The organism is Paenibacillus polysaccharolyticus (assembly GCF_900102085.1).
Classification (GTDB): Bacteria; Bacillota; Bacilli; order Paenibacillales; family Paenibacillaceae; genus Paenibacillus; species Paenibacillus polysaccharolyticus.
Genome location: NZ_FMVM01000002.1, coordinates 275,405 through 297,940, shown reverse-complemented (window position 1 = coordinate 297,940; position 22,536 = coordinate 275,405). Strand labels below are relative to the sequence as shown.

General features: G+C 44.9%; 16 protein-coding genes. 4 read left to right on the top strand and 12 right to left on the bottom strand.

Features of this window, described 5'->3' with window-relative positions:
* Window positions 1-217: 217 nt before the first annotated feature.
* A complete protein-coding gene (locus BLQ13_RS03810) occupies window positions 218-2,032 on the bottom strand; it encodes a glycoside hydrolase family 43 protein (RefSeq protein ID WP_090916154.1) in 1,815 nt (604 codons plus the stop codon).
* Between the two features lie 191 nt (window positions 2,033-2,223).
* Between BLQ13_RS03810 and BLQ13_RS03805 the strand changes: the two genes are divergently transcribed.
* Window positions 2,224-2,646, top strand: a complete 423-nt coding sequence (locus BLQ13_RS03805; protein ID WP_090916152.1) for a VOC family protein — start codon at window positions 2,224-2,226, stop codon at window positions 2,644-2,646.
* A gap of 119 nt (window positions 2,647-2,765) precedes the next feature.
* On the opposite strand, the gene BLQ13_RS03800 is transcribed toward BLQ13_RS03805, so the two are convergent.
* From BLQ13_RS03800 to BLQ13_RS03790, 3 genes are all read right to left on the bottom strand, one after another.
* Window positions 2,766-3,386 carry an NAD(P)-dependent oxidoreductase gene (locus BLQ13_RS03800; protein ID WP_090916149.1) on the bottom strand — a complete coding sequence of 207 codons (621 nt, stop codon included), beginning with the start codon at window positions 3,384-3,386 and terminating at the stop codon, window positions 2,766-2,768.
* Between the two features lie 123 nt (window positions 3,387-3,509).
* The gene (locus BLQ13_RS03795) at window positions 3,510-4,517 is read right to left on the bottom strand and encodes an alpha/beta fold hydrolase (protein ID WP_338060859.1); all 1,008 of its coding nucleotides are present in this window, start codon (window positions 4,515-4,517) and stop codon (window positions 3,510-3,512) included.
* A gap of 278 nt (window positions 4,518-4,795) precedes the next feature.
* Window positions 4,796-6,031 (bottom strand): RNA polymerase sigma factor, encoded by a 1,236-nt coding sequence (locus BLQ13_RS03790; RefSeq protein ID WP_090916145.1) that lies wholly within the window; start codon window positions 6,029-6,031, stop codon window positions 4,796-4,798.
* A 322-nt stretch (window positions 6,032-6,353) separates the two neighbouring features.
* Here BLQ13_RS03790 and BLQ13_RS03785 point away from each other — a divergent pair, with 322 nt between their 5' ends.
* From BLQ13_RS03785 to BLQ13_RS03775, 3 genes are all read left to right on the top strand, one after another.
* Window positions 6,354-7,949 carry a type 2 periplasmic-binding domain-containing protein gene (locus tag BLQ13_RS03785; protein WP_090916143.1) on the top strand — a complete coding sequence of 532 codons (1,596 nt, stop codon included), beginning with the start codon at window positions 6,354-6,356 and terminating at the stop codon, window positions 7,947-7,949.
* 77 nt (window positions 7,950-8,026) lie between these two features.
* Complete coding sequence (locus tag BLQ13_RS03780; RefSeq protein ID WP_090916142.1) at window positions 8,027-8,917, top strand: ABC transporter permease; 891 nt, start codon at window positions 8,027-8,029, stop codon at window positions 8,915-8,917.
* 15 nt (window positions 8,918-8,932) lie between these two features.
* Entirely contained in the window at window positions 8,933-9,823 is an 891-nt protein-coding gene (locus BLQ13_RS03775; protein ID WP_090916140.1) for a carbohydrate ABC transporter permease, read from the top strand.
* A gap of 44 nt (window positions 9,824-9,867) precedes the next feature.
* Here the strand turns inward: BLQ13_RS03775 and BLQ13_RS03770 are convergent, their stop codons facing one another.
* From BLQ13_RS03770 to BLQ13_RS03735, 8 genes are all read right to left on the bottom strand, one after another.
* Window positions 9,868-11,622 (bottom strand): cache domain-containing sensor histidine kinase, encoded by a 1,755-nt coding sequence (locus BLQ13_RS03770; protein WP_090916138.1) that lies wholly within the window; start codon window positions 11,620-11,622, stop codon window positions 9,868-9,870.
* Between the two features lie 11 nt (window positions 11,623-11,633).
* A complete protein-coding gene (locus BLQ13_RS03765; RefSeq protein ID WP_167375629.1) occupies window positions 11,634-13,262 on the bottom strand; it encodes a response regulator in 1,629 nt (542 codons plus the stop codon).
* A 301-nt stretch (window positions 13,263-13,563) separates the two neighbouring features.
* Window positions 13,564-14,922: a glycoside hydrolase family 30 protein gene (locus BLQ13_RS03760; protein WP_090916135.1), complete on the bottom strand. Its 1,359-nt coding sequence runs from the start codon at window positions 14,920-14,922 to the stop codon at window positions 13,564-13,566.
* Between the two features lie 15 nt (window positions 14,923-14,937).
* Window positions 14,938-16,581: a type 2 periplasmic-binding domain-containing protein gene (locus BLQ13_RS03755; protein WP_090916133.1), complete on the bottom strand. Its 1,644-nt coding sequence runs from the start codon at window positions 16,579-16,581 to the stop codon at window positions 14,938-14,940.
* A gap of 51 nt (window positions 16,582-16,632) precedes the next feature.
* On the bottom strand, window positions 16,633-17,520 hold the full coding sequence (locus BLQ13_RS03750; protein WP_090916131.1) for a carbohydrate ABC transporter permease: 888 nt from the start codon (window positions 17,518-17,520) through the stop codon (window positions 16,633-16,635).
* Between the two features lie 14 nt (window positions 17,521-17,534).
* Entirely contained in the window at window positions 17,535-18,398 is an 864-nt protein-coding gene (locus BLQ13_RS03745; protein ID WP_205127951.1) for an ABC transporter permease, read from the bottom strand.
* 259 nt (window positions 18,399-18,657) lie between these two features.
* Window positions 18,658-19,683, bottom strand: coding sequence for a LacI family DNA-binding transcriptional regulator (locus BLQ13_RS03740; RefSeq protein ID WP_090916127.1), 1,026 nt, complete (start codon window positions 19,681-19,683; stop codon window positions 18,658-18,660).
* A 218-nt stretch (window positions 19,684-19,901) separates the two neighbouring features.
* Window positions 19,902-22,280, bottom strand: coding sequence for a glycoside hydrolase family 95 protein (locus BLQ13_RS03735; RefSeq protein ID WP_208606747.1), 2,379 nt, complete (start codon window positions 22,278-22,280; stop codon window positions 19,902-19,904).
* Window positions 22,281-22,536: the final 256 nt, after the last annotated feature.

Genomic DNA, 22,536 nt, shown 5'->3' with positions numbered 1-22,536 from the left:
GATAACAGAAATTCTTCTGCAAGCAGTCACTCTTTCTTGTGTAACAGCGATGATTTGGCCCATGTACGTATATAAGCAAAATCTAAAAAAGCCGCTATGGTTTAGCGGCTTCCATGAGACGTACAAATGATGAATCTCCATTACGATACTCTATTCGAATTGCTTCGGTTTTGTATCGTGATTGTTCGCTTCAATACTGTTCAACCATCCCATCATTTCACAAAACAATAGGCTTCATACGACCATCTGCTCCAAACTGAATCGGGTCAATACATACTTCCCGGTGGTACCCTTTCCCCTCGGAGAACCGCGATAACGGAGTTACAAAACGATGGTAAGCCATGTAATACTGATCCGTTTCAGAATCATGGAAAATACAGTGATGTCCTGTTCCAAGCATGTCTTTTTCTACATTTTTGCTTAAGACAGGGTAGTGATAGGTGACCGGGCCGTAGAGGCTTTCCGACGTACCGTAATTGACGTGATAATCCTCACTTCCCGTATCATCACAAGACCATGTGAAGTGGTAAAGCCCATCCCTCTTTAACACGGTTACGGCCTCTCTGAAATCATGCAATCCTGCAATGTTACGCATCGTTTCTTCACGAACAGTGATCATATTGTCACCAAGCTCCACAATTGCAGCATCACCGTTGCCAAACAACAGATACATCTTGCCATCCTGCTCTGCATAGATTGAAGGATCAATGGCTTGCCCCATCTTGATCCCAAGATGTCTTAATTGATCCATTGTAATTAAAGGCTCAGGCTCCGCTCGGAATGGACCCGTCGGTGAATCGGCAATAGCGACACCAATAGCACTTTCCTGGTTAGGCAATTTGCCGCAGAAATAATAGTAATATTTGTTGTTGTGGCTGGCAATCGCTGGTGCCCATGCATTCCCGATGGCCCAAGGCACATCATCCGTTGCCAGATCAAGAATAATCCCTTCATCCTGCCAATATTGCAGATCGCTGGAGGAAAACACCTTAAACTGCGTACCTGACCACCCGTCGAAGCCATCCGTAGTAGGATACATATAATAGCGGTCGCCAAACTTCGCCACATCAGGGTCAGCGTATTGACCAGCCAGTACCTGGTGACCGTCTCCATAAGCGGCCAGCAGACAATTACCTTCTTCCACGGTGATTGGCAGAATGCCGCCGTGCCGCTTTTGGGTTTTTCCCATATCAAACTCATCATCTGAAGCTATTCGGAAGTTTCCGCTATCCAAATCCGTTGTCAACAGCGGTAGATAACCTTTTCCCTCAGCAAAACGATCCACAATCAGGCACCACTCATCCCGGTCATTGAATTTAAATATCTGTGGCCCTTCTACACCCATCAGAGCTTCCAGCACAGGCGCATGGATCGTAGTGAAGGCATCCTTGTCCAAAGAGTTCCCCTTTTCAACACGAATGTTTTTGGTTGTTTCATCTTTGGAGTATCGGTAGTAAGAACCCGAAGAAGCAAGAATGGTCGTATCAATGATATGATTTTCACGCTCGATATACTTTACCGATGGAGTGAATGTACGGAAGTCTTTGGTGCGTGCGCTGTAAATCTTCTGTTTACGTTCAGATGCATCTGCATCTTGTGTGGCTGAGGCCCAGAATACAAGAAACTCATCAGTTGCTTCATCATATACGGCTTCAGGTGCCCACACACAACCTGCACCCGGGATGCCAAGTGTAATTGTCCAAGGAGAAGACCAATCCACGAGATTACTGGACTCCCATACGACAATATCACGACTGCCTTCGTTTACAGCAACACCCCAGCCTTTGCCGTTTGCGATTCGCAGATCGGTTGCAATCAGATAAAACTTATTCTCCTTAGCGGAGCGAATGAGAAACGGGTCGCGTACACCCTGTTCCCCCAGATTGGAGCGCAATACGGGCTTACCCCCGTTTAAGTCCTTCCAATGAAGGCCATCCTCGCTATATGAAAAATAAACCTGCTCTCCATCGGGCTGTTCACCGATAAAATGCACAAAAAGATATCCTGCGTAATTGGTGTTTGTATTCAACAAGTTTAGTAGCCTCCTAAGTATGTATATTGAATTTGATCTAAAAGAAAGCGCTTAACCTAGTATATATCATACTTCAAATCAGGGTTTAGGAGTAGGGAAACTTCCTGCTTTTCCTTATTTACCGTTGTAGTCTCTCCAATTCCAATGGTATAACTGTATCGTTGACCAAAAGATGAAATGGAGGCCCCCTTATGATTCAGTCGATTATACATATCGCTTTGGTCATTAACGATTATGATGAAGCGATCGAATTTTATACTCAAAAATTGAACTTCACATTGCTTGAAGACACCTATCAACCTGAGCAGGACAAAAGATGGGTGGTGATTGCCCCTCCGGGATCTATAGGCACAACCATTTTACTCGCGAGAGCTTCCAAACCGGAGCAACAGCCTTTTATCGGTAACCAGGCTGGTGGGCGTGTTTTCCTGTTCCTGAATACCGATGACTTCTGGAGAGATTATAAGGACATGGTTGCCAAAGGCATTGAATTTGTGAGAGAACCAAAGGAACAAGACTATGGCATCGTTGCTGTATTTAAAGACCTTTATGGGAACCTGTGGGATTTGCTGCAAATGAATGAGGATCACCCTATCTCCAAACGTGTGAAGTAGTGTTACAAATAGTTTGAAGAACCGGGGAGAGTGTTCTGCTCTAGAATGTCAGTGTTGTATAAAGATTAAAAAAGCCTGACTTCTATGAATTGAAGGCAGGCTGTTTTCATGCAGGCTTATCAGTAACATATCCCTACGCGTGCATTTATAAAGCGGCGGTCGCTGAGTTGACGATAGGTGAATTCAGCGGTATCGCCAACGGTAATTTCTGTGCCTCCTTCAGGTAAAACGTCACGCTCTACCCGGTAGTTGCCGCAAACCTCCCCATCTGGCAAATACGTAGGGCATACAATGGTCCACTCCAAGGTGGAGCCTTTAAGCAACGTGTACACTTGTTCATGTTCCTCGGCAGCCCTAGTTGACTTACGTCTGGATTCACTCGACTGATATCGAAGTTTCTCTGGCTCGGTTCTGCTTTGCAGAATACCGGCTGTTCCTACAGTAATGATTCGCTTTAAGCCCTCCTGCCCCATGGCATTGATGAGTAACGGCATGCTTTTGGACAGTGTAGTTGTTCCATCCGTGTTCAGCGCGCTGATTACCGCATCAACTCCTTGTATAGCACGGAGAAGATCTTCGGATTCCAACACATTTCCTTGAATAACGGTCAAGCGATCATGGCGTTTGTTTATTTTTTCTGGATTACGCACCAATGCAGTTACATGATGTCCGCCTTGAAGCGCGAGTGTAATGATATGGCTTCCGACACGTCCAGTAGCCCCGAGCACTAAAAGTTGCATATTTAAACCCCCTGATTATGTGTTCACTATACGATGCTGTATCAGCATTTTGCCCGTAAAACAATAGAATAACAAAAAAAGCGTTACACGGGTACTTTAAGTACGCCATATAACGCCGTTGCCTCAATCTGTAGCGATCTTTTCGGTGAATTCCTTGATCTTCTCAGCGATTTCCTTGGGATGGGAGCGATACAAGTAATGTCCTGCCTCCAGTAAAACCATTTCTCCCTGTTTAGCGTTCGTCATCTGTTTCTCATGTTCTGCAACCCACTCTTTCACGACCGGGTGATTTTTCTGTACAAAGAAAAGAACTGGTAAATCACTTGGCCAGGTAAGCTGTTTCGCTGCATGGAAATTAGAATACATGCTTACGGCCTCGTTTAATTGTGTGTTGTTGTACATATTTTTACGGATTAAAATGTTTAATTGCTCCCTGGTATCGTCGTCATAGGAGAGCCCTTCATACGGGTCATCAGTCAGTTTCAACTGAACACGGGCAAAACCAAGGTTACGGAACCATTTAATGGGCTCAATGTCGGACGCTTCAACTTTTTGCTCACTAAGAGACGGAACACTGTGATCTAGTCCAATGAATGCTTGTACCTCATCTGCATAACGGTTCACATAGTCCAGGCTATAGAGACCTGAGATAGAATGTGCCATGAGCGTATAACGTTTGATACCGAGGCTTTGCAACGCACTATGGATCTCATGCGTGATATTAGCCGAACTACGTTCCTTGTCAGTCTGTTCACTTAGTCCGTAACCAAAAGGCTCAACAACTACGACCTTATAATAAGGACTCAGTTCGGATATGAGCGGTTTAAAATCAAGCGCAGGAGAAGCTGTCCCGAACCCAGGTAAGATGACTATCGTTTCTTTCCCTTCCCCCTGCATGAATACGTTCATTCGTTTTCCATCGACAGATACCTGTTGCCCGTAATGTTCCAGTCGCTTTTGTTCAGAATGACTGCTGACTTGGTTCACCGTGAACACGGTCGCGATGAAAAGCAGGATGACGATAAGTATAGAGGCTATGACTTTTAGTAAAAGTTTAAGCACTCGCTTGACTTTGGAATCCTGGCTCGCTTTTGTTTTTTTTGAATCTGAATGACTTGGTTCAATCAACACCTTCAGCTCCTTTATGTCATGTTTCCTTCTCGGGTGGGTCTTGTTTTACTCCAAGTCAAGTGTACTTAACTTCGATGTCCCTAGAATGAATGCGATATGAACGGAACATGAACGAACGCTATAAACTTTCTTTCAAACCTTCTTCATTCTTCCTTCTACCTTATTTAAATGTAAAAAAACACCTCCAGTCATGATATCCCATAATGAACAGGACTACATGTTGCTGAAGGTGTCTGAGCTTATTAACCGTTAAACTGTCGTTCGTTTCGTGTGAGTTCTTAAAATAATTGATTCAGATAGTTAACCAGTTTCTGACGAAATTCAGTCTCTGAGCAGCCTAAAATGCCTTTGAGATCCTGCGGCTGACGGATCAATTGATTCATAGCTTCTAAACCGTACTTCTCTATGACAAACTCGACAAACATATACGAGAATTGAAATCCTTTCTTGGTTTCGAAATCCCATGTATCATCGTCTAATTGAGCAAAAGTAGGAATAGAATTCGTGCGAATGGCCTCTTTCGTCGAATTTTCAAGAAAATAGGGCGTCATAAGTTTAGCCTCGTATCCGCCAATTCCTTGTCTAATCCATTTGGGGGCCAGCGGATTAATCTCCTCAATCAGCCACATGGAGAACAGGTGAACCGTACCTTTGATAATAGACTCGTAGGTATGTTCCGGTCCGGGATTAAGTGGTGATACGATCTTAAGAATATTTTCTTCATACGTACCCGTGAACCAGTTAGGCGCATCCACTTCACCTACAGCCCGATGAAACGTTGGCAGATCTGGATACATTTCAATGATGACTTTACGTTTGGGCTGGTAATTGTATTTGGTCGCCAGTCGTTCGACATTTCCACTTAGTTGCGTGAAGAGATCATGATTTGCTTTTTTCAGACGATTAACCGAATGTTCTGAACTTCCTTTATTTTCGATAGAAATCAATTGTTCAATCGACATGATGGCCATGTTCCCCCATTCATTTAATTCATGCTTCAGCTTTCCAAGAGCGCGATATAATCGGTTCTTCACTGCGCTCTCACGCATGCCAACAATACTCGCAATCTCGGGTAGTGTACAATCTGCGAAAAAACGTAACGCAATAATCTCCTGATTTTTCTCATCCAGTGTTTGTAGTGCCGCGCCAATGTCAATTCGAAAGTCAACATACTTTGTAAATTCAAGAGTGATGGATTGGGATTCTAACTGTGTAAAATCAAGCGGTGTTTCATTCTGACGTGACAATCTGCGATATTCGTTTTTTAACGTATTCTGAGCAATCTTGAAGATCCATGTGAAAATATGCGCACTCCCTCTAAAGCGATGCATGTTCTCCGAGACTTTCATAAACACCTGTTGTGTAAGGTCGTCTGCAACCATGGCATTTATTTTCAGCAAAAAGTAACTACGGATGCGGTCACGATATAATGCATAGATGTGTTCAAATCGGGTATTGCTATCCTGTTCATCCGGATAAACAGGTGTGAAATCTGTGTCATGAGCTCCTGACATGGTGTGAACCTCCTCTTGATTTACAACGAATTAGACACCGCAGCGCAACGAATAGCCACAACTAAGCTGAAAAAATATGTATACTTCCGATAATTCTCACGATCTTCTTTGGTTCGAACAGGTCAAAAAAGTGCAACACAGTTCAAATAAGTGCAAGATCCGTACACACTTTTCATCCCATTCGCTCTCTCAATCTTCCTCTAAAGTAAAAAATCATACAGATTCTGGTCAATAACGTTTATATCCCCTCCTCTTATTCTCCATTACAATATCTTCAAGTACAACTTTCCTAAATATGACTTGAACTTGAGGGGGAACGTGAATGAACCAAAAGATGAAGCTTCTAATCATGTCAGTGAGTATGTCTACTCTGCTGATCACAGCTTGTAGTGACACGGGAAAAGGTAAAACACAGACCGATGCGGACGATGACGGCACAGGTGCAGTCACCATTCATACGGTCACATCGGAGTATAGTTCAGCGAAATATCCAAAGGGCGATGATATCACCAATAATGTCTGGACTCGCCGGTATAAAGAGAAGTTAAACATTAACGTCAAGACGGACTGGGTCAGTGATGAATATGAAACAAAACTCAATCTCGCCATCTCTTCCAATGAACTACCTGACGTTTTTCGAGTGAACCCTTCTCAGCTACGCCAGTTGGTTGAAGCCGATATGGTCATGGATTTGACAGAAGCCTTTGAACAGCATGCCTCGGAACGTCTGAAAGGGTATATGAAAGCGGATGCAGACAGCTACGAATCAGGCAAAAAAGACGGCAAGCTCTACGGTATACCGCAGATGCACTGGGGGTTAATTGAACAGCCCGACTTTATCTGGATCCGGAACGACTGGAAAGAAGAACTTAAACTGCAAGATCCGAAATCCGTTGAAGATATCAAAAATATGGCACTCAAATTTATGGAGAAACACGGCGGATACGGCATTGCTGTGGATCAATCCCTGGACTACCTCAACCTGCTTGCCATTGCATGGAATGCACATCCCGACATGTGGATTGAAGATAATTCGGGAAAACTCACCTATGGCTCCATTCAACCTGAGATGAAAAACGCGCTTGCCGAGTGGGCGGAGTGGTTTAAATTAGGCATTATTGATCCCGAATTTGCAATTAAAGATTTCAACGCGATGAATGCCGACATCGTTGCTGGTAAAGTAGGCATTCAGCCTTACTATCAGTGGTGGGGGTATAATCCGGGCGTAGATACGATTGCCAATCTGGGCAAAGATGCGATCTTTTATCCGTATCTCATTCCAACCGTGGACGGTAAGGAAGCAAAACAGTCGATCTTTTTTGCCAACAACAACTACATTGTTATGAAAAAAGATGCCGCCAATCCGCAAGCGGTGATCGAAATCCTGAATGATTATGCCTACATCGTAGATGAAGGTAACGGCAAGGAAACACCGGAGACACTGTCTGCCCTGCTCGATAATGATATTGCCCACGTGGTTGGTGCGTTCCGTGTACTTAATCCGAATTCGGACTATGAGCAGTTTGAGGCTGTGTCCAAAGCTCTTGAAACGAAGGATACAAGCGGACTTACGACTTCAGGAATGTGGCAGAAATACAATAATAGCGTGGAGTTTATTAAAAATGCGACACCGGGAGCAACTGGCGATTATTTGCAACAGGGTGCTCCGAAAAATGCGTATGGTCTGGCCAAAAAAGTGCTTGATAGCAACAACTATATCAAAACCGCGCTATGGGGTGTTACGCCGGAAGCTCTCTCCAGTTACGGCACAACGCTGGATGACATTCTGACCGAAGGATTTACCAAAATCATTATGGGCAGTGAAAGCATCGATTATTTTGACGTGGTCGTACAGAACTGGCGAGCAGCTGGTGGAGATAATGCCATTGAAGCAGTCAACGAAGCCTACGGGAAATAAAGCATTTGCGGTGTGAAGCCGGAGGGGGTGAGCCCGTTCTCATCCCCTCTTTTTGATAACTGAACGGAGGAAAAGCCATGCTGAAAAAATGGAAGCAGCAAAGTCCTTACCACCTCATGTTGATCCCCAGCGTTGTGCTGGTATTTATTTTTAGCTACATCCCGTTCTATGGACTCATTATTGCGTTTCAAAAATATAACCCCGGTCTCGGCTTTAACTCACCGTGGGTTGGATGGGACAATTTCACGCATGTATTCAATCAGCCTAACTTTGTGAGAACGATCTGGAACACCCTCTACATGTCCATATTCAAAATGCTTGGCGGCATTGTGGTGCCGGTTGTTTTCGCACTGCTGCTGAACGAAGTCTTGCACAACGGGATCAAACGCACCTTTCAGACCCTCGTGTATATACCGAATTTCTTGTCTTGGGTCATTATGGCGGGTATCATGCTGGATGTTCTAAGTGCGAATGGCATCGTGAATACGTTTCTGAGTTTGTTCGGCGTCAAGCCGATCTCTTTTCTCGGTACCCCTTCCATCTTCCCATGGACAATGATCGTGAGTGACATATGGAAGGGTTTCGGTTTTGGAACGGTCGTTTATCTGGCGGCTTTAACCAGCATTGACCCCGGACTATACGAAGCCGCAGTGATCGATGGAGCCAAGCGTTGGAAGCAAACACTCTATATCACCCTGCCCCTACTCATGCCAACGATTGTTCTGATGTCTGTGCTTTCTCTTGGAAACGTGTTGAATGCCGGTTTCGACCAGATTTACAACCTCTACTCTCCTGTCGTTTATCAGACCGGTGATATTATCGATACTTATGTCTATCGTCTGGGGATACAGCAAGCCCAATATTCCATTGCGACCGCCGTTGGATTATTCAAATCCGTGATCTCCTGCATTCTAGTCGCTGTCTCTTACATTCTAGCTTACCGCGTGGCGGGTTACCGTATCTTCTAAGGAGGGCATATTCGCATGATCTATGATAAAAGTATAAGCAGACGCGTGTTTCTTATTATAAATTACACTATCCTGCTGACCATCTCGCTACTCTGTGTGTTGCCATTTGTGAATTTACTCGCTGTGTCCTTCAGTAGCAGTTCAGCGGTATCGGCTGGTAGTGTTACCTTCTGGCCTGTCGAGTTCACAACCAAAGCTTATGAGTTTGCTCTTTCGGGTGGCGCGTTTTATTCCTCGCTATGGGTTGCCATCCAGCGAACGGTTCTGGGTACACTTGTGAATCTGGTGTTAATTGTGCTCACAGCCTACCCTTTATCCAAAACCAAACAGAAGGTGATGGGGCGCAACGTCTACATGGGATTTTTTATCGTAACGATGCTGTTTAGCGGCGGTTTAATCCCGACGTATCTGGTTGTGGTGAAAATGGGACTGATTGATTCCATCTGGTCTCTGATTCTGCCAGGAGCGCTCCCCGTGTTCAGCATGATTATTCTGATGAACTTTATTCGTGGACTTCCTGAAGAGATCGAAGAATCGGCTATCATTGACGGCGCAGGCCCTCTGCAAGTGTTGATCCGCATTATGCTGCCGCTTCTCAAACCTGCGCTCGCGACGGTTGGATTGTTCAGCATTGTGGGTCACTGGAACTCTTGGTTTGACGGCATTATCTATATGAACAATCCCGCCAACTATCCGTTACAGAGCTATTTGCAGACGCTGCTTCAAAGCTTTGAGCAGATGATGCTGAAATCCGGATCGGATTACACGCAACTGTTATCCATGATGAATGCCCGGACAGGGCGAGCCGCGCAGATGTTCCTCGGTGCGATACCGATTCTGCTGATCTATCCGTTCTTGCAAAAGTATTTTACCAAAGGACTGGTACTGGGCAGTGTTAAAGGCTAAAGTGACAGCAAAAGCGACTTCACATGCGACTGTCTAAGACACATTCACTTGTTTTCCGATAAACAGGAGATCGCTGGAAGCAGAATTGCAAACGTTGTTCCTTTGCCGACCTCACTTTTCACCTGTATCCCATACGGCTCACCGAAGTGAAGTTGAATACGCCGTTGTACATTATAGAGGCCTATCCCCCGGCCTCCATTTCCTGTTTCATGCTTTTCCTCCATCAAGCCTCGTACCATACTCTGATCCATGCCGGTTCCATTATCACAAACTTCAATGCAGATGTCTTCCTCCTGAGATCCTATTCGAATCGTAATTACGCCATCCTCTTCGATCTCGGCCAGACCGTGAAAGAACGCGTTCTCGACGATGGGCTGCAGGATCATTTTAGGCATTGCATATTGTAGCAGGTTCTCATCAATCTCATATTTCATCTGAATACTGCCATAATATCGAACATTTTGGATAGTCACGTAATGTGCAATGTGAGTTAATTCTTCACGAATCATAACGAGACTTCCATCAGACTTGGTGGCATATCGGAGCATAGAGATCAGTGCATCGGTCATATCTACAATTTTGTCGGCCTGTTGCATGGAAGCGATCCATTTCACGGAACCTAAAGTATTATACAGAAAGTGCGGGTTAATCTGATCATGCAGTGCCCGCATCTCGGCAGCGGCCTTCTCGACCTCTTCCTGCTGCATGCGTTCCACCATTCGTTTCAATTCATGGGACATTCGGTTGAATCTGGTGGATAAATGACCAATCTCATCACGGGAGCGAATATCCTGCACCTGCTCAAATTGCCCCTTTTCGACAAGACGTATATTGTTTAACAGCTTTTTGATGGGACGTGTAATGACGTGAGACAGGAAAATGGAGATCACCGCAGCGAAAAGTGACATGACGATCGCTAGCGTTACGAGGTTTTTACCTAGTATTCTACCATCGGCAGTTAGCTCTTCCAGCGGCATATAGACATATGTAGTCCATTTCTGCTGACTAAGCGGACTCTTTACCACGACGTTGGTTGCTTCGGATGGACGAACGTTATCCCGAAACAAGGTGCCAATTAACTGGTCGTTGACGTTGTAAACGATCTTTTCGTCCTCATCAATGATCATGAATCTGGATCGAAGTCCTTCCTGCAAGTTACGATTGACGATTTCGATAAATTTAATATCGATGCTAACCACCATCACGCCAAGCAATTTGCCGTTCGTGACATCATGAATTTTTCGTGCATGGGACACGGCCAGCACTTTGTTTTCGAGTTGCTTGTCAACCCGGGTTGTTAACGTGATCGTACGCTCGTCCTCATGCATAAACTTCTTGAACCACAGCTCATTTCTCACATTGAAGGCCTTGTCAATCGGTTGATGTGGACTTACAAACAGGTCTTGTCCTCCGTTCATATTGTAGAGATAAATGGAAAATACACGATCCTTCATCATGATGTAATTCATTAGTATGTTATATGCCGAGATTTCGTTTTCTTCATTACTTACACGCAGAAAATCCTGGATCGGAAAGCTGCCTTCATGGGTAGCAGATAAACTGTCACTGAGTCCATTACTGGCGAGCAGCGTGATCTTTTCGATTTCTTTCAAAAACTCGTCAATGCGAATGTTCGTCTGTTTGGTCAAATCATTAAGCAGTGTATTGTAATTCTGTGATAATAACCTTTCGGAAGAGTAGTACGAATTAATAGTCATCACAACGACAGGAAAGATGATGACGATCATACAGATCACCATAATCTTGTATTTAATCTGAAAAGGCCGCTTATATTTCATCGATCACACCTCTATTTCCGAATGGCATGCACATGCTGCTGTTCCCGATATTCCTCTGGCGTAAGCCCTGTGTTCTTTTTGAAAATCTTACTGAAATACGTGTAGTTGTGATACCCGACTTTATCGGCAATTTCATATATTCTCAGCTCTTTGCTGAGGAGAAAAGCCTTCGCATGATCAATCCGAACCCGGGTCAGATAAGAGATGAAATTTTCCTTCTTCTCCTGCTTGAACAAACGGCTTAAATAGGACGGATTCACGTTAATCTGGCTAGCTACACTTTGCAATGAAAGATCCTCTGCATAATAACTGTTGATGATGTCTATTGCGAGGTCCGTGTATTTGAGCTCGTGTGTGACCTGGGAGCTAGCGTTAAATGTCTCCGTGATATAAGTCAGCACATTCTCATGGATATCCTGCCAATGTTCCCCGTTCAGGACAATCTCATAGGGGGATTTCTCCGTCATGGAAAGCTTGCTTCGTGATGTGCTGTTCAGCAAATGGGCCTGCATTGTTTCGAGCAACGTAAGGTATTGCTTGCGGATACTGTTCTCGCCTGCCCTTACGGTCTTCAGGTCAATGTAGATTTCTTCAAGAAATTGCCGGGCTTTCTCCTTATTTTTGCTCATACAAATTTTCATGAATTGTTGCTCCTGCTGAGGACTCAGCAGATGTTCAACGTCTTCCCTACTGGGGGTTTCACGTATATCCTCAACATACAGGATCTGGCTTTCACCCGTAAAAAAACGCTCCTTAAGCGCAAATTCTGCCTCCTGACAAGCCTTCCGCAGCGACACAAAGCCGAAACTAATCGAACTTACTCCCGCTGTAAGTGACAGGTTCATAAAATCCTTAAGGGAAGTGAGTACTTTACGAATCAGCTTGTTCAGGTTAGCATGTGCTTCCGTGTCAGATCGGACATTAACCACTACCCAGTATTCAGACGAGCTTTCCACAAAAATCTCCTTTGCCCACCGGGATGGAATAACCTCTTCCATAATGTTGAGTATCGAGAAACGGAGCAGCTTTTCCCCTTTTTCAATGTATTTGCGTTTGACCTTCTCATAATGATTAACGATGAATTTGATGACCACTAACTGGTCTGATTGGATACGAAAATGGAGTTCTTTGGCTTTGGTAAGCAATTCTTTCTCATGGGTGAATCCGCTTACAATATCTTGGAAAAAGCTATCCTTCAAATAACGAATACTCTTGGAATACTCGGGGAATACGTAGGGTAAGGCATTTAATGGATGCTGTTCACTTTGCAACTTCTCCCGTATATTCGTCAAAAGCTCGATGAGCGATTGCTCATTAATTTCGCTTTTAATCAAGTAATCGGTGGCACCGAACTTTAAAGCATTTTTCACGTAATCTAATTCATCAAAATTGCTCAGAATGACGAATTTACAGTTTTTTAACGATGGGGATAACTGTTTGATTAACGCTAATCCGTCCATTACGGGCATTCGGATGTCTGTAATGATCAAGTCAGGTACCTTTTCAAGCGCAAGCTCCAGTGCTTCTTTTCCATTACTAGCCTCACCTGTTATACAAAAACCATATTCTTCCCAGTTCAGCATGGAACGAATGCCCACGCGCATTAGCAATTCGTCCTCCACAATCATCAGTTTATACATGGAAGTCCTCCAAAGTTGGTTATTTATACACGAGCCATCACCCAAAAAATTCAGGGACAGATACATTCTATCTTGTACTTTATTCGGACTGCATGCATGAAATCCCCTTAAAAGGTTAGAAAAATGATCAGAAAACGATCAAAAAACAGACAACAGTTTAGAAAACAGATAAAAGACCGCCAATTGGCGGTCTGCGTGGTTCGCATTATTGCTCTCTAGGAATGTCGAGAAAACATGAATACATGCTGAGGCAGGTGTTTTCATTTCTACAACCATTAGGTCATAGCCGGGCTACTGCTCTTTAATCGTTCGATATTAATATGGATATAGCACTTTTGGATTCCATGTATACAACAAGGCTTTCTTGATCTTGCATTTCAATCTTAACCTGTTTGCCTTCTTGCTCATCGTTAAACAGTACCAATGCTGTGCTTCCGTCCGTGTTGCGAAAAGCTACTGTATATATGGAATCTTCGCTGGACACCGATTGGATTTGAACCGCTTTAGGGCGAATCAAAGTACTGAAATGAGCTAGCGCGTAATAATCCAGCGTGTAGACAAGCTCTCCCGTCTGCTGATTAATCTGCACAATTCCACGGCACGTGCTCTGTCCAAAACCCGGCACTGTAGGGCCGTTATGTTCATCCAGTGCCATATTCCATAGAACGAGTGACTTGCTATAGTTTCGCAAAATGTGAATGCCCGTTCGAATCACATTGGAGAACGCTTGTTCAAAGGGTGGAATCCACTCCCCTCCAGAACCTTCGGTGAAATGCACTTCTTTTCCCGCAAAAGCTTCGTATACTTTGGATTGGGCAGAAGCATCTCCCCCATACCAATGCCATGCCACTCCATCCACGGCTTCTCCTGCCTGCTCCAGAACGGTCAGCGGATAATCCGGACGATCCCAGTTGTGATCATAACACAGGATTTTGGTGTCAAGGTTGTTGCGTACAAAAGCTGGCTTGAGATGATTGAGAATGAACTCTGCTTGCGCCTCAGCGGGCATCAGCATGCCCGGATAATGTCCAGGCTCATACAAAGCCTCATTCTGCGGGGTGATTGCATAGATTGGCAGACCATGAGCTGCATAGGACTGAATATATTTTACAAAGTACTCCGCATATGCCGAATACCACTCAGGCTTGAGCTGGCCTGTAATCATGGAGCCGCTTGTTTTCATCCAGCCGGGTGCGCTCCACGGCGAAGCGAACAGTTTCAGATCGGGATTCAGTGCAAGCGCCTGCCGGGTTAACGGAATAATGTCCGCTTCATCATGTGCAATGCTAAATCCGGCTAATTCCGGGTCTGTCTGATGGTCAGGCAGATCGTTATAACTGTATACCGTGCGGGCATAATCCGAAGCGCCCATCGGGTTGCGAATCACCGACAAACCGATCCCTTCTGTCGGATGGAAGAGCCGTGACATCACTTCAACTCGCTGTTCATGCGTTATCTTTTGATTCATCAAATATGCCGCAGCATCTGTAAATGACGCTCCGAACCCGTCCATCTCCTGGTACGTTTGACGATCATCCAGTTGAACGGTTACGACCATCGAATCAGCGTCCATGGACTTGATCGGATTGTATTCCTCGGGGGGAACAAGACGAAACAGGTCATTTTCCCCCGTAGTTTTGAACATTTTAGATGTTGTCATCGCAAAGCCTCCTCATTATTGCATGCCTAATTTCTCTTTATTCTGCTTCATCTTCTCGCTGCGGATCTTCACAATGTCAGGCCAGCGATTTTCCTCCAAGAACGATTGATATGCGGCAAGGGCATTGTCAAACGAGGCATCATCCTTCGAACGCAACATGCTTACCAGTGTTGAGTTCCATTTGGTGTTAATGGCGGACAAGGCGCGGGCTTCCGGTGTGCCCAGGTTCGGGTTAATATTTTCCAGAATAAAATGAGGGGTCAGCTTGCCTTTGCCCCATGTTTGCATTTGTTTAATAGCCTCCGGGAAGGCATCGGCACTCAGCGCCTTATGACGGTCATGACCGAAAAACATAAATTCACCCAAGCGATAATCCTTCTTGAATTGGTCCGCATTATGCAATTGCATGTCCTTCACGGCCGGAAGTAGTTCCACCGTACCGTCAGCTTTTTTCTTAAAGGTCTCTCCTTCAACGCCATAGTTCATCAGTATCTGGCCTTCTTCACTCAGCAAATACGTGAAAACTTGCATCGCTTTAGCCGGGTCTTTGGCATCCTTGGAGATGAAATTAATCATCCAGCCTGTAATACCGGACTGATTCAGTGTTGGTGCGTTGCCCTTGGTACTTTGCGGCCCATCAATGGCGATGTACTCTTTGCCTTCGTTATCACTCATGTAGATCTGAAGGTTTCCGCCCTGTTGAGGTGTACCGTCGAGCAGCATCGCCGCATATTTGCCGGATTTCACCTTTTCTTCAAAGGCCGTACCGTCATCCGCAAAACTGTCATCACTAATATTGCCGTCTCTGTATACAGCGTTTAAGGTTTTCAGCCAAGTCAGATAATCTTCGTCCAGATTGCGGTCATAGAACTCTCCGTTTGCCGCCTCCAGGGGTACGCCGATAAAATCCTGCAACGCATCGCCAAGCGAACCGGTGCCTCCACCGATGGCGTTAAAGCCAAACGGAATGAGCGATGGGAACTTTTCCTTGATCTGTTTCATTACACTTTGGAATTGCTCCGGTGTTCCCATGACTGGACTGCCTAACGCTTCATATACATCCTTGCGGATGATAAAGGCGGTCTTGGCTGGAATGTTACCGCTATCATAATCTGCTTGTGTGTTGGAATAGTTCGGATAACCGTAGGTCTTGCCATCCTCTTGCTGGAACCACTTCATCGTGTCCGCAGCCGCGACCTTGTTGAAATACGGATCATATTTCTCGGCCAAATCATTCAGAGGAATGGCCCAGGTTGATGCTTTGCTCACGACTTGCGAATTGGAATCAAACACCGTCAGCAGGTCAGGCATATCTCCACCGGCAAAAAAGGTATTTAATTTGGTATCATCGCCTGTAATGAATTTGATGTTAATGTTCAAGTCTTCCTTGATCTTTTTGGTGACGATATCTTTGCCAAAATCGGTATTCCACCAGTCGGCATTAACGTACCAGGTCAGATCGGTCACTTCTTCCTTCTTATCGAGCTGCCATGCTGGTTTCTCCGGATCAACCGTATAACGATTCTCGATGGATACCCAGTTCGCTTCACTTGATCCATCGGAACCACCGCTGCATCCCGTAATCATTAACACAGCCGTCAGTAATGCTGCACATCCTTTAACCCCTCTTTTGCCCAGTACCCGGTGAATATTAAACATGTGTTTTCCCCCTCGTAGTCGAATATAAATCGTTGATGTGAATCTATCGTTTTATTCCTTCACAGCTCCAAGCATCATGCCTGAAATGAAATATCGCTGTAACAAAGGATAGATCAGTACAATTGGCAATGTGGTAATGACAATGGTGGCAAGCTGCACGCCTTTGGTTGTTGTTTCGATCACGACGGACCCGCCCACGTTCTGCATGGACTGTGTCTGGGATTGCACAATAATTTCATATAACATCATCTGTAATGGGTAGAGTGACTGGTCCGTAATATACAGTTTGGTCGTCATAAAGTCGTTCCACTGCCCTACCCCGTTAAACAAAGCGATGGTTGCCATTGCTGGCATGGATAGCGGGATAAAGATTTTGAGAAAGATATGCCAGTCTCCAGCCCCATCCATCTTCGCCGACTCTTCGAGTGAATCCGGTACATTACGGAAGAAATTCATCAGGATGACGACATCGAAGAAACTGAACAAAGCCGGAATAATATACACCCAGAAGCTGTTCAGGAGACCCAGTGCCTTGATGAGCAAAAAGGTTGGAATCATGCCGCCGGAGAAAAACATGGTAATTACACCCATGGCTACATACAATTTGCGTCCTCTCAGGTACTTCTTGCTTAGTCCGTATCCGACCATGGCACAGAAGAATACATGTGTTACGACACCGATCATGGTTTTGGACACAGAGATGAAGAACGCCTGCCAGATGTTTGAATCATTAAACACCGCTCGGTAATTTTCCAGCGAAAACTCGGGTGACCAGAAGATGAATCCACCTTCTGCCAGTGCTTTGCCAGAACTAAAGGACGAGATGATGACATTCCAGAGCGGAACAATAATGACGATGGTACAGATCGTTAAAAAAATGATATTGAGCGTATCAAAAATCCGGCTGTCCAGATCTTCTTTGGCCGCTTTTCCATTCATGAGGGAACCTCCTTCTACAGCACAGACTGGTTGTCATTGAGCTTGCTAGTTATTTTGTTTGCCGTGACGAGCAGAATTACAGAAATGATGGAAACACCCAAACCTACGGCGGTAGCATACGAGAAGTCGCCTTGCGACATCCCCATGCGATAGACATAAGAATTAATGACTTCGGCCTTCTCACGGTTCTGTGAGTTCATGAGCACTAAGGTTTGATCCAGATTCGAACCCAGCAGTCCGCTGACCGTCAGGATCAGATTCAGACTGATTATAGACTTCATGTTAGGCAAGGTAATATTCCATATCTGACGCATTCGGCTGGCTCCGTCGATTTTGGCGGCCTCATAGTACGTAGGGTCGATCTTGGACATGATGGCAAGATACAAAATGGTGCCCCAACCAGCTTCCTTCCAGATATCCGATAACGTGGCGATCCACCAGTACTTGCCCGCATCCAGCAATATGTTTTGCGGCTGTGATATGATGCCAAGACCGAGCAGTAGTTCATTGAACAAACCGGTTGTGGAGAACCAAGTGATAAGCATACCGCCCAGCACGATCCATGAGAGAAAGTGAGGCAAATATGAAACCGTTTGCACGAATTTCTTGAATCGTCCGCTGTTCAGCTCGTAAATCATAATGGCCAGAATAATCGGAATGACAAACCCAATCCCTAGCTTCAAAAAACTGATGCCTAGCGTATTCACAACAGCATCCCAGAAGTATTTATCTGACATAATGATTCTGAAGTTATCCAGCCCCACCCATGGAGCACTGGACAGCGTATCAATGACGGTGTAATTTTTGAAGGCAATCGTTAATCCGTAGATCGGTATGTAACAGAAAACAATCATGAACAGAATACCCGGCAGAACCATGGACTGGATCTCCCATTGTCTGGCGAAATCGGCCCAGAACGTATTGAAGCGTTGCTTGAAATGTTTTCTGCCACCGGGTTTAAGAGGTTGCTGCTGTCTGTTTGCTGTAGTCGTCAAGTGACTCATCCTTCGTTGCTCCCCTCTGTATGTGTCGATAGATGCATGTATTTCATTTTATAAAAACGTTTTTATTTTATCCGAAAAAGCTCCTTTCTCTGTAATATAAAATGAAAAATGGACCCGATGAGCCTCTCACCCGTTATTTACGTCCATCTCTCCGGTTGTTCATTTTCACATGACTTGAACCGCGTACAATAAGTTCTCCTGACAGCTTTTGCGCTAAGCCTTGTTCCTGTCCCTTGATCATATTGACCAATTGCGTGACAGCTAGAATGCCTTGTCTTGCAATTTGATTACGAACGGTCGTTAGCGGTGGAGAATAATACGGAGCAATATCGATATCATCGAATCCGACTACACTCATGTCACTTGGAACCTCATAACCATGAGATTTCAATGCCTGTATGCATCCGATCGCACTCAGGTCATTGCCGGCCAGAAAGGCATCTGGTAATTTGCCTGGGTGCTTATGAATGAAGGATTTGATGGCACTGTAAGTGGCCTCTTCTTCAAAGTACCCTTGAATAATGTAATCCTCATCGACTGGAAGTTCATATTCTCGAAGGGCCGCCAGATATCCCTCTCGACGCTGTACACTGTCAAACATCTCATCTACACCGGAGATATAGGCAATTTTTTGATGACCAAGCCCGATCAGATATTTGGTTGCTTCATAGCTGGCTACGTAAGAGTCAAAGATGACACTTCCCATTCGTTCGCTCTCATACACACGATCCAGGAAAACAGCTTTAATCTTGTCTTTTTCCATCGACAAAATATCCTGTTCATCGATTCGAAGCTCTTCGTAGATGATTACCCCATCTACCCGTCTACCGAGAATATTGCTCATAATCACATGTTTATCTTTGGTTACAAACACATTGAGTCCGTAACCGAGACGGTCGCATTCACGCGACATGGCCTCGACTAACTTGTAAAAGTACGGTCCAGACACACTAGTTGTGAAGAAACCAAGCATTTTTGTCTGACCTGACTTCAACAGTTTCCCATTCAGATTGGGAATGTAGTTTAAACGTTCCGCCACTTTGAGCACATGGGACTTCGTTTCCGGATTCAGTACATCCACACCATTTAAGGCATTCGAAACCGTAGAGATCGAGACACCGGCTTCCCTTGCAACATCTTTAATTGTGATTTTTCCCATACATTCAGGTTCCTTTGCTATTAAAACGTTTTTATACATTCAAAATAGCATAAAACCGTTTTCATTACAACACTTAACTTTTCGCGTTTGGTATAAAAGAAAACCGCTGATCTTCATTGATCAGCGGCTTCATCCCTTGATCTTATACTGCTCCGAGGGTGAATTGATTTATTGAATATAAGTTATTCACTCGAACGACATTAGGATTCAAGTTCATTTTATTTAAATGAAACGGTATATATTTGTCCTTTTTGCGTTGGCAGACTAACTTGATCGTCTTTCTCCTGAACGGTTTGTACAACCGTATCCCCTTGATATACTTTCAAGCCAGGCTCAACCTGCAAATAACATGTATTGCCCGTATGTGAGAGGACTTTTGCTTCAACTAGCTTACCGTTCTCCCAACTTAGGCTGACCTCAAACCCGCCTCTTGCTCTCAAACCTTTAACCGAACCTGTAGACCAGCGTTCAGGCAATGCCGGCAGGAAATCCAGATATCCCTGATGAGATTGCAGCAGCATCTCGGCAATACCTGCGGTTGCCGCAAAATTTCCATCGATCTGGAATGGCGGATGAGCATCAAACAAGTTCGCGTACACGCCGCCCTGCTCATGTTTGCTTGGCTCGTAAGCTTTAACGAGTGTTAACAAATTGGAGATAAGCTGTTCAGCGCGATTCCCTTCTCCAAAACGAGCCCATAAACCGATTTTCCAGCCAAGACTCCAGCCTGTACCACCGTCACCCCGAACCTCGAGTGAAGTGCGTGCTGCCTGCATCAGTTCAGGAGATTTTTTCTTTGTAATCAGTCTTCCCGGGAACACACCAACCAAGTGGGATACGTGGCGGTGCTGCGGATCTTCTTCTGTGAAATCCTCGCTCCATTCCTGAAGGCGACCTTTTGGGTCGATCTGCAAAGGCAGCAGTTGTTCTCTCTTCGCTCGCAGGAGATCCACGAATTCCGCATCCGTTTGCAACACTTCAGCTGCTTGAATACAGTTTTCGAACAGCTCGGCAATGAGTGAAATGTCCATTGTAGTTGCCTCACTGACAGCTGTATGTTCTCCGTTAATGACAAATTTCATCTCTGGTGACGTTGATGGTGATGTGATCAAATGTCCTTCTTTATTCTCAATGAGCCAGTCGAGACAGAACAAGGCGGCATCCTTCATCAGTGGATAACCGGTCTCCTGCAAAAACTCTTTATCCTCTGAGAACGCATAATGTTCCCACAGATGCTGCGTCAGCCATACGCCGCCCATCATCCACAAAGCCCATGACGGGTCACCGGCACCATAATCTCCTACAGGGGCTGTTTGTCCCCAGATATCCGCATTATGATGGGCTACCCAGCCTCGAGCACCATAATTTACTTCAGCTGTTTTCCGTCCGTTTTCCGCCAGTTTTCCAATAAAATCAAGTAATGGTTCATGCAGTTCAGCCATGTTACACGTCTCCGCAGGCCAATAGTTCATCTCTGCATTAATATTCAGTGTATAATTGCTGCTCCAAGGCGCACGTGTTTCCTGATTCCAAATTCCTTGCAAGTTCGCTGGCAACGTTCCTGGTCTGGAGCTGGCGATCATCAAATAACGGCCATAGTTGAACAACAACTCGACTAACCCTGGATCACTGCTACCGTATTTCTCGATGCGCTCATCTGTAGGCATGTCCTGCGGAGCAACACTTTCACCTAAGTGTAATTGAACACGATTAAACAGCGCTTGATGATCCTGTACATGACGTTGACGCAATTCTGTATAATCACGAGTCATAATCTGCTTAATAACGTCCGCAGTCTTCTCTTTCGGGGAGGTTACGCTGTCACCTTTTTGACTAGAGGATACATAACTTGTAGCCCCTGCAAAGTAAATGACCGCTTCCGTTGCACCCACGATTTGCAGTCCACCACCGCTTGAATGCAGTGTGCCTCCAGTATGGGTTACCGCAAGTCTGCCATGGAAAGTCATCGCACGACTAGTTGCTACATCTCCGTAACGGACAGGCACTTCAACATCGTGATAGTTCGGTGACACATACTCCGGAGCTGTTCCAGACAGTTCATATTGAGCGTTCGCAGCAGAAGTTTCGTGTCTCAGCGGACTGCTCAGTCTGGTATGAAAGTTAAGTCTTCCTTCTTTGCTTGCGGTTAAACGAATGACGATAACCTGATCGGGATGGGAAGCAAATACCTCCCTGTCATATCGTACTCCACCAATTTCATAGGAAACGCTTACAACACCTGTAGATAAATCCAGCTTGCGTTGATAAGTTTTTCGTTCACATAATTGTCCGTGTTCCATCACAAGTTCCAGATCACCAAATGGCAGGTACGATTGTGTAAAAGGCCCCATCATTTTTTTGCTAAGTTGATCCGCTTCTACATACTGTTTACGGGCAATCAATTCCCTGATTTGCGGTAAAACTTCACGAGCCTCCGGGTTATTCCAATCCTGTGCATAGCCTGACCACAACGTGTCTTCGTTCAATGCAATGCGTTCTTTTTCGATACCGCCAAAGACCATTCCGCCCAACTTGCCATTACCGATAGGCAGTGCTTCAACCCAATAGGTGGCTGGAGTGCCAAACTGAATATTCATGCTGATCGTTACCTCCGAATGCACTTGATTTTTGGACAAACTCTATTTTTACTTGCTCAGGAATCATTATAACTTTCAATGCAAAGGGAAGATATATATTTAATAAAAATGATGTGGAAAAGCTTAAACCAGTTACAAATAAACCTTAAAATTCCATTTGCTACGAGGAGATTTTCGATGATCTCAACACGGTATCTATTGTGAAGTACTTGTATATAAAATTGATGATAAGCAAAAAGCGGCACCTGCTCTGGTA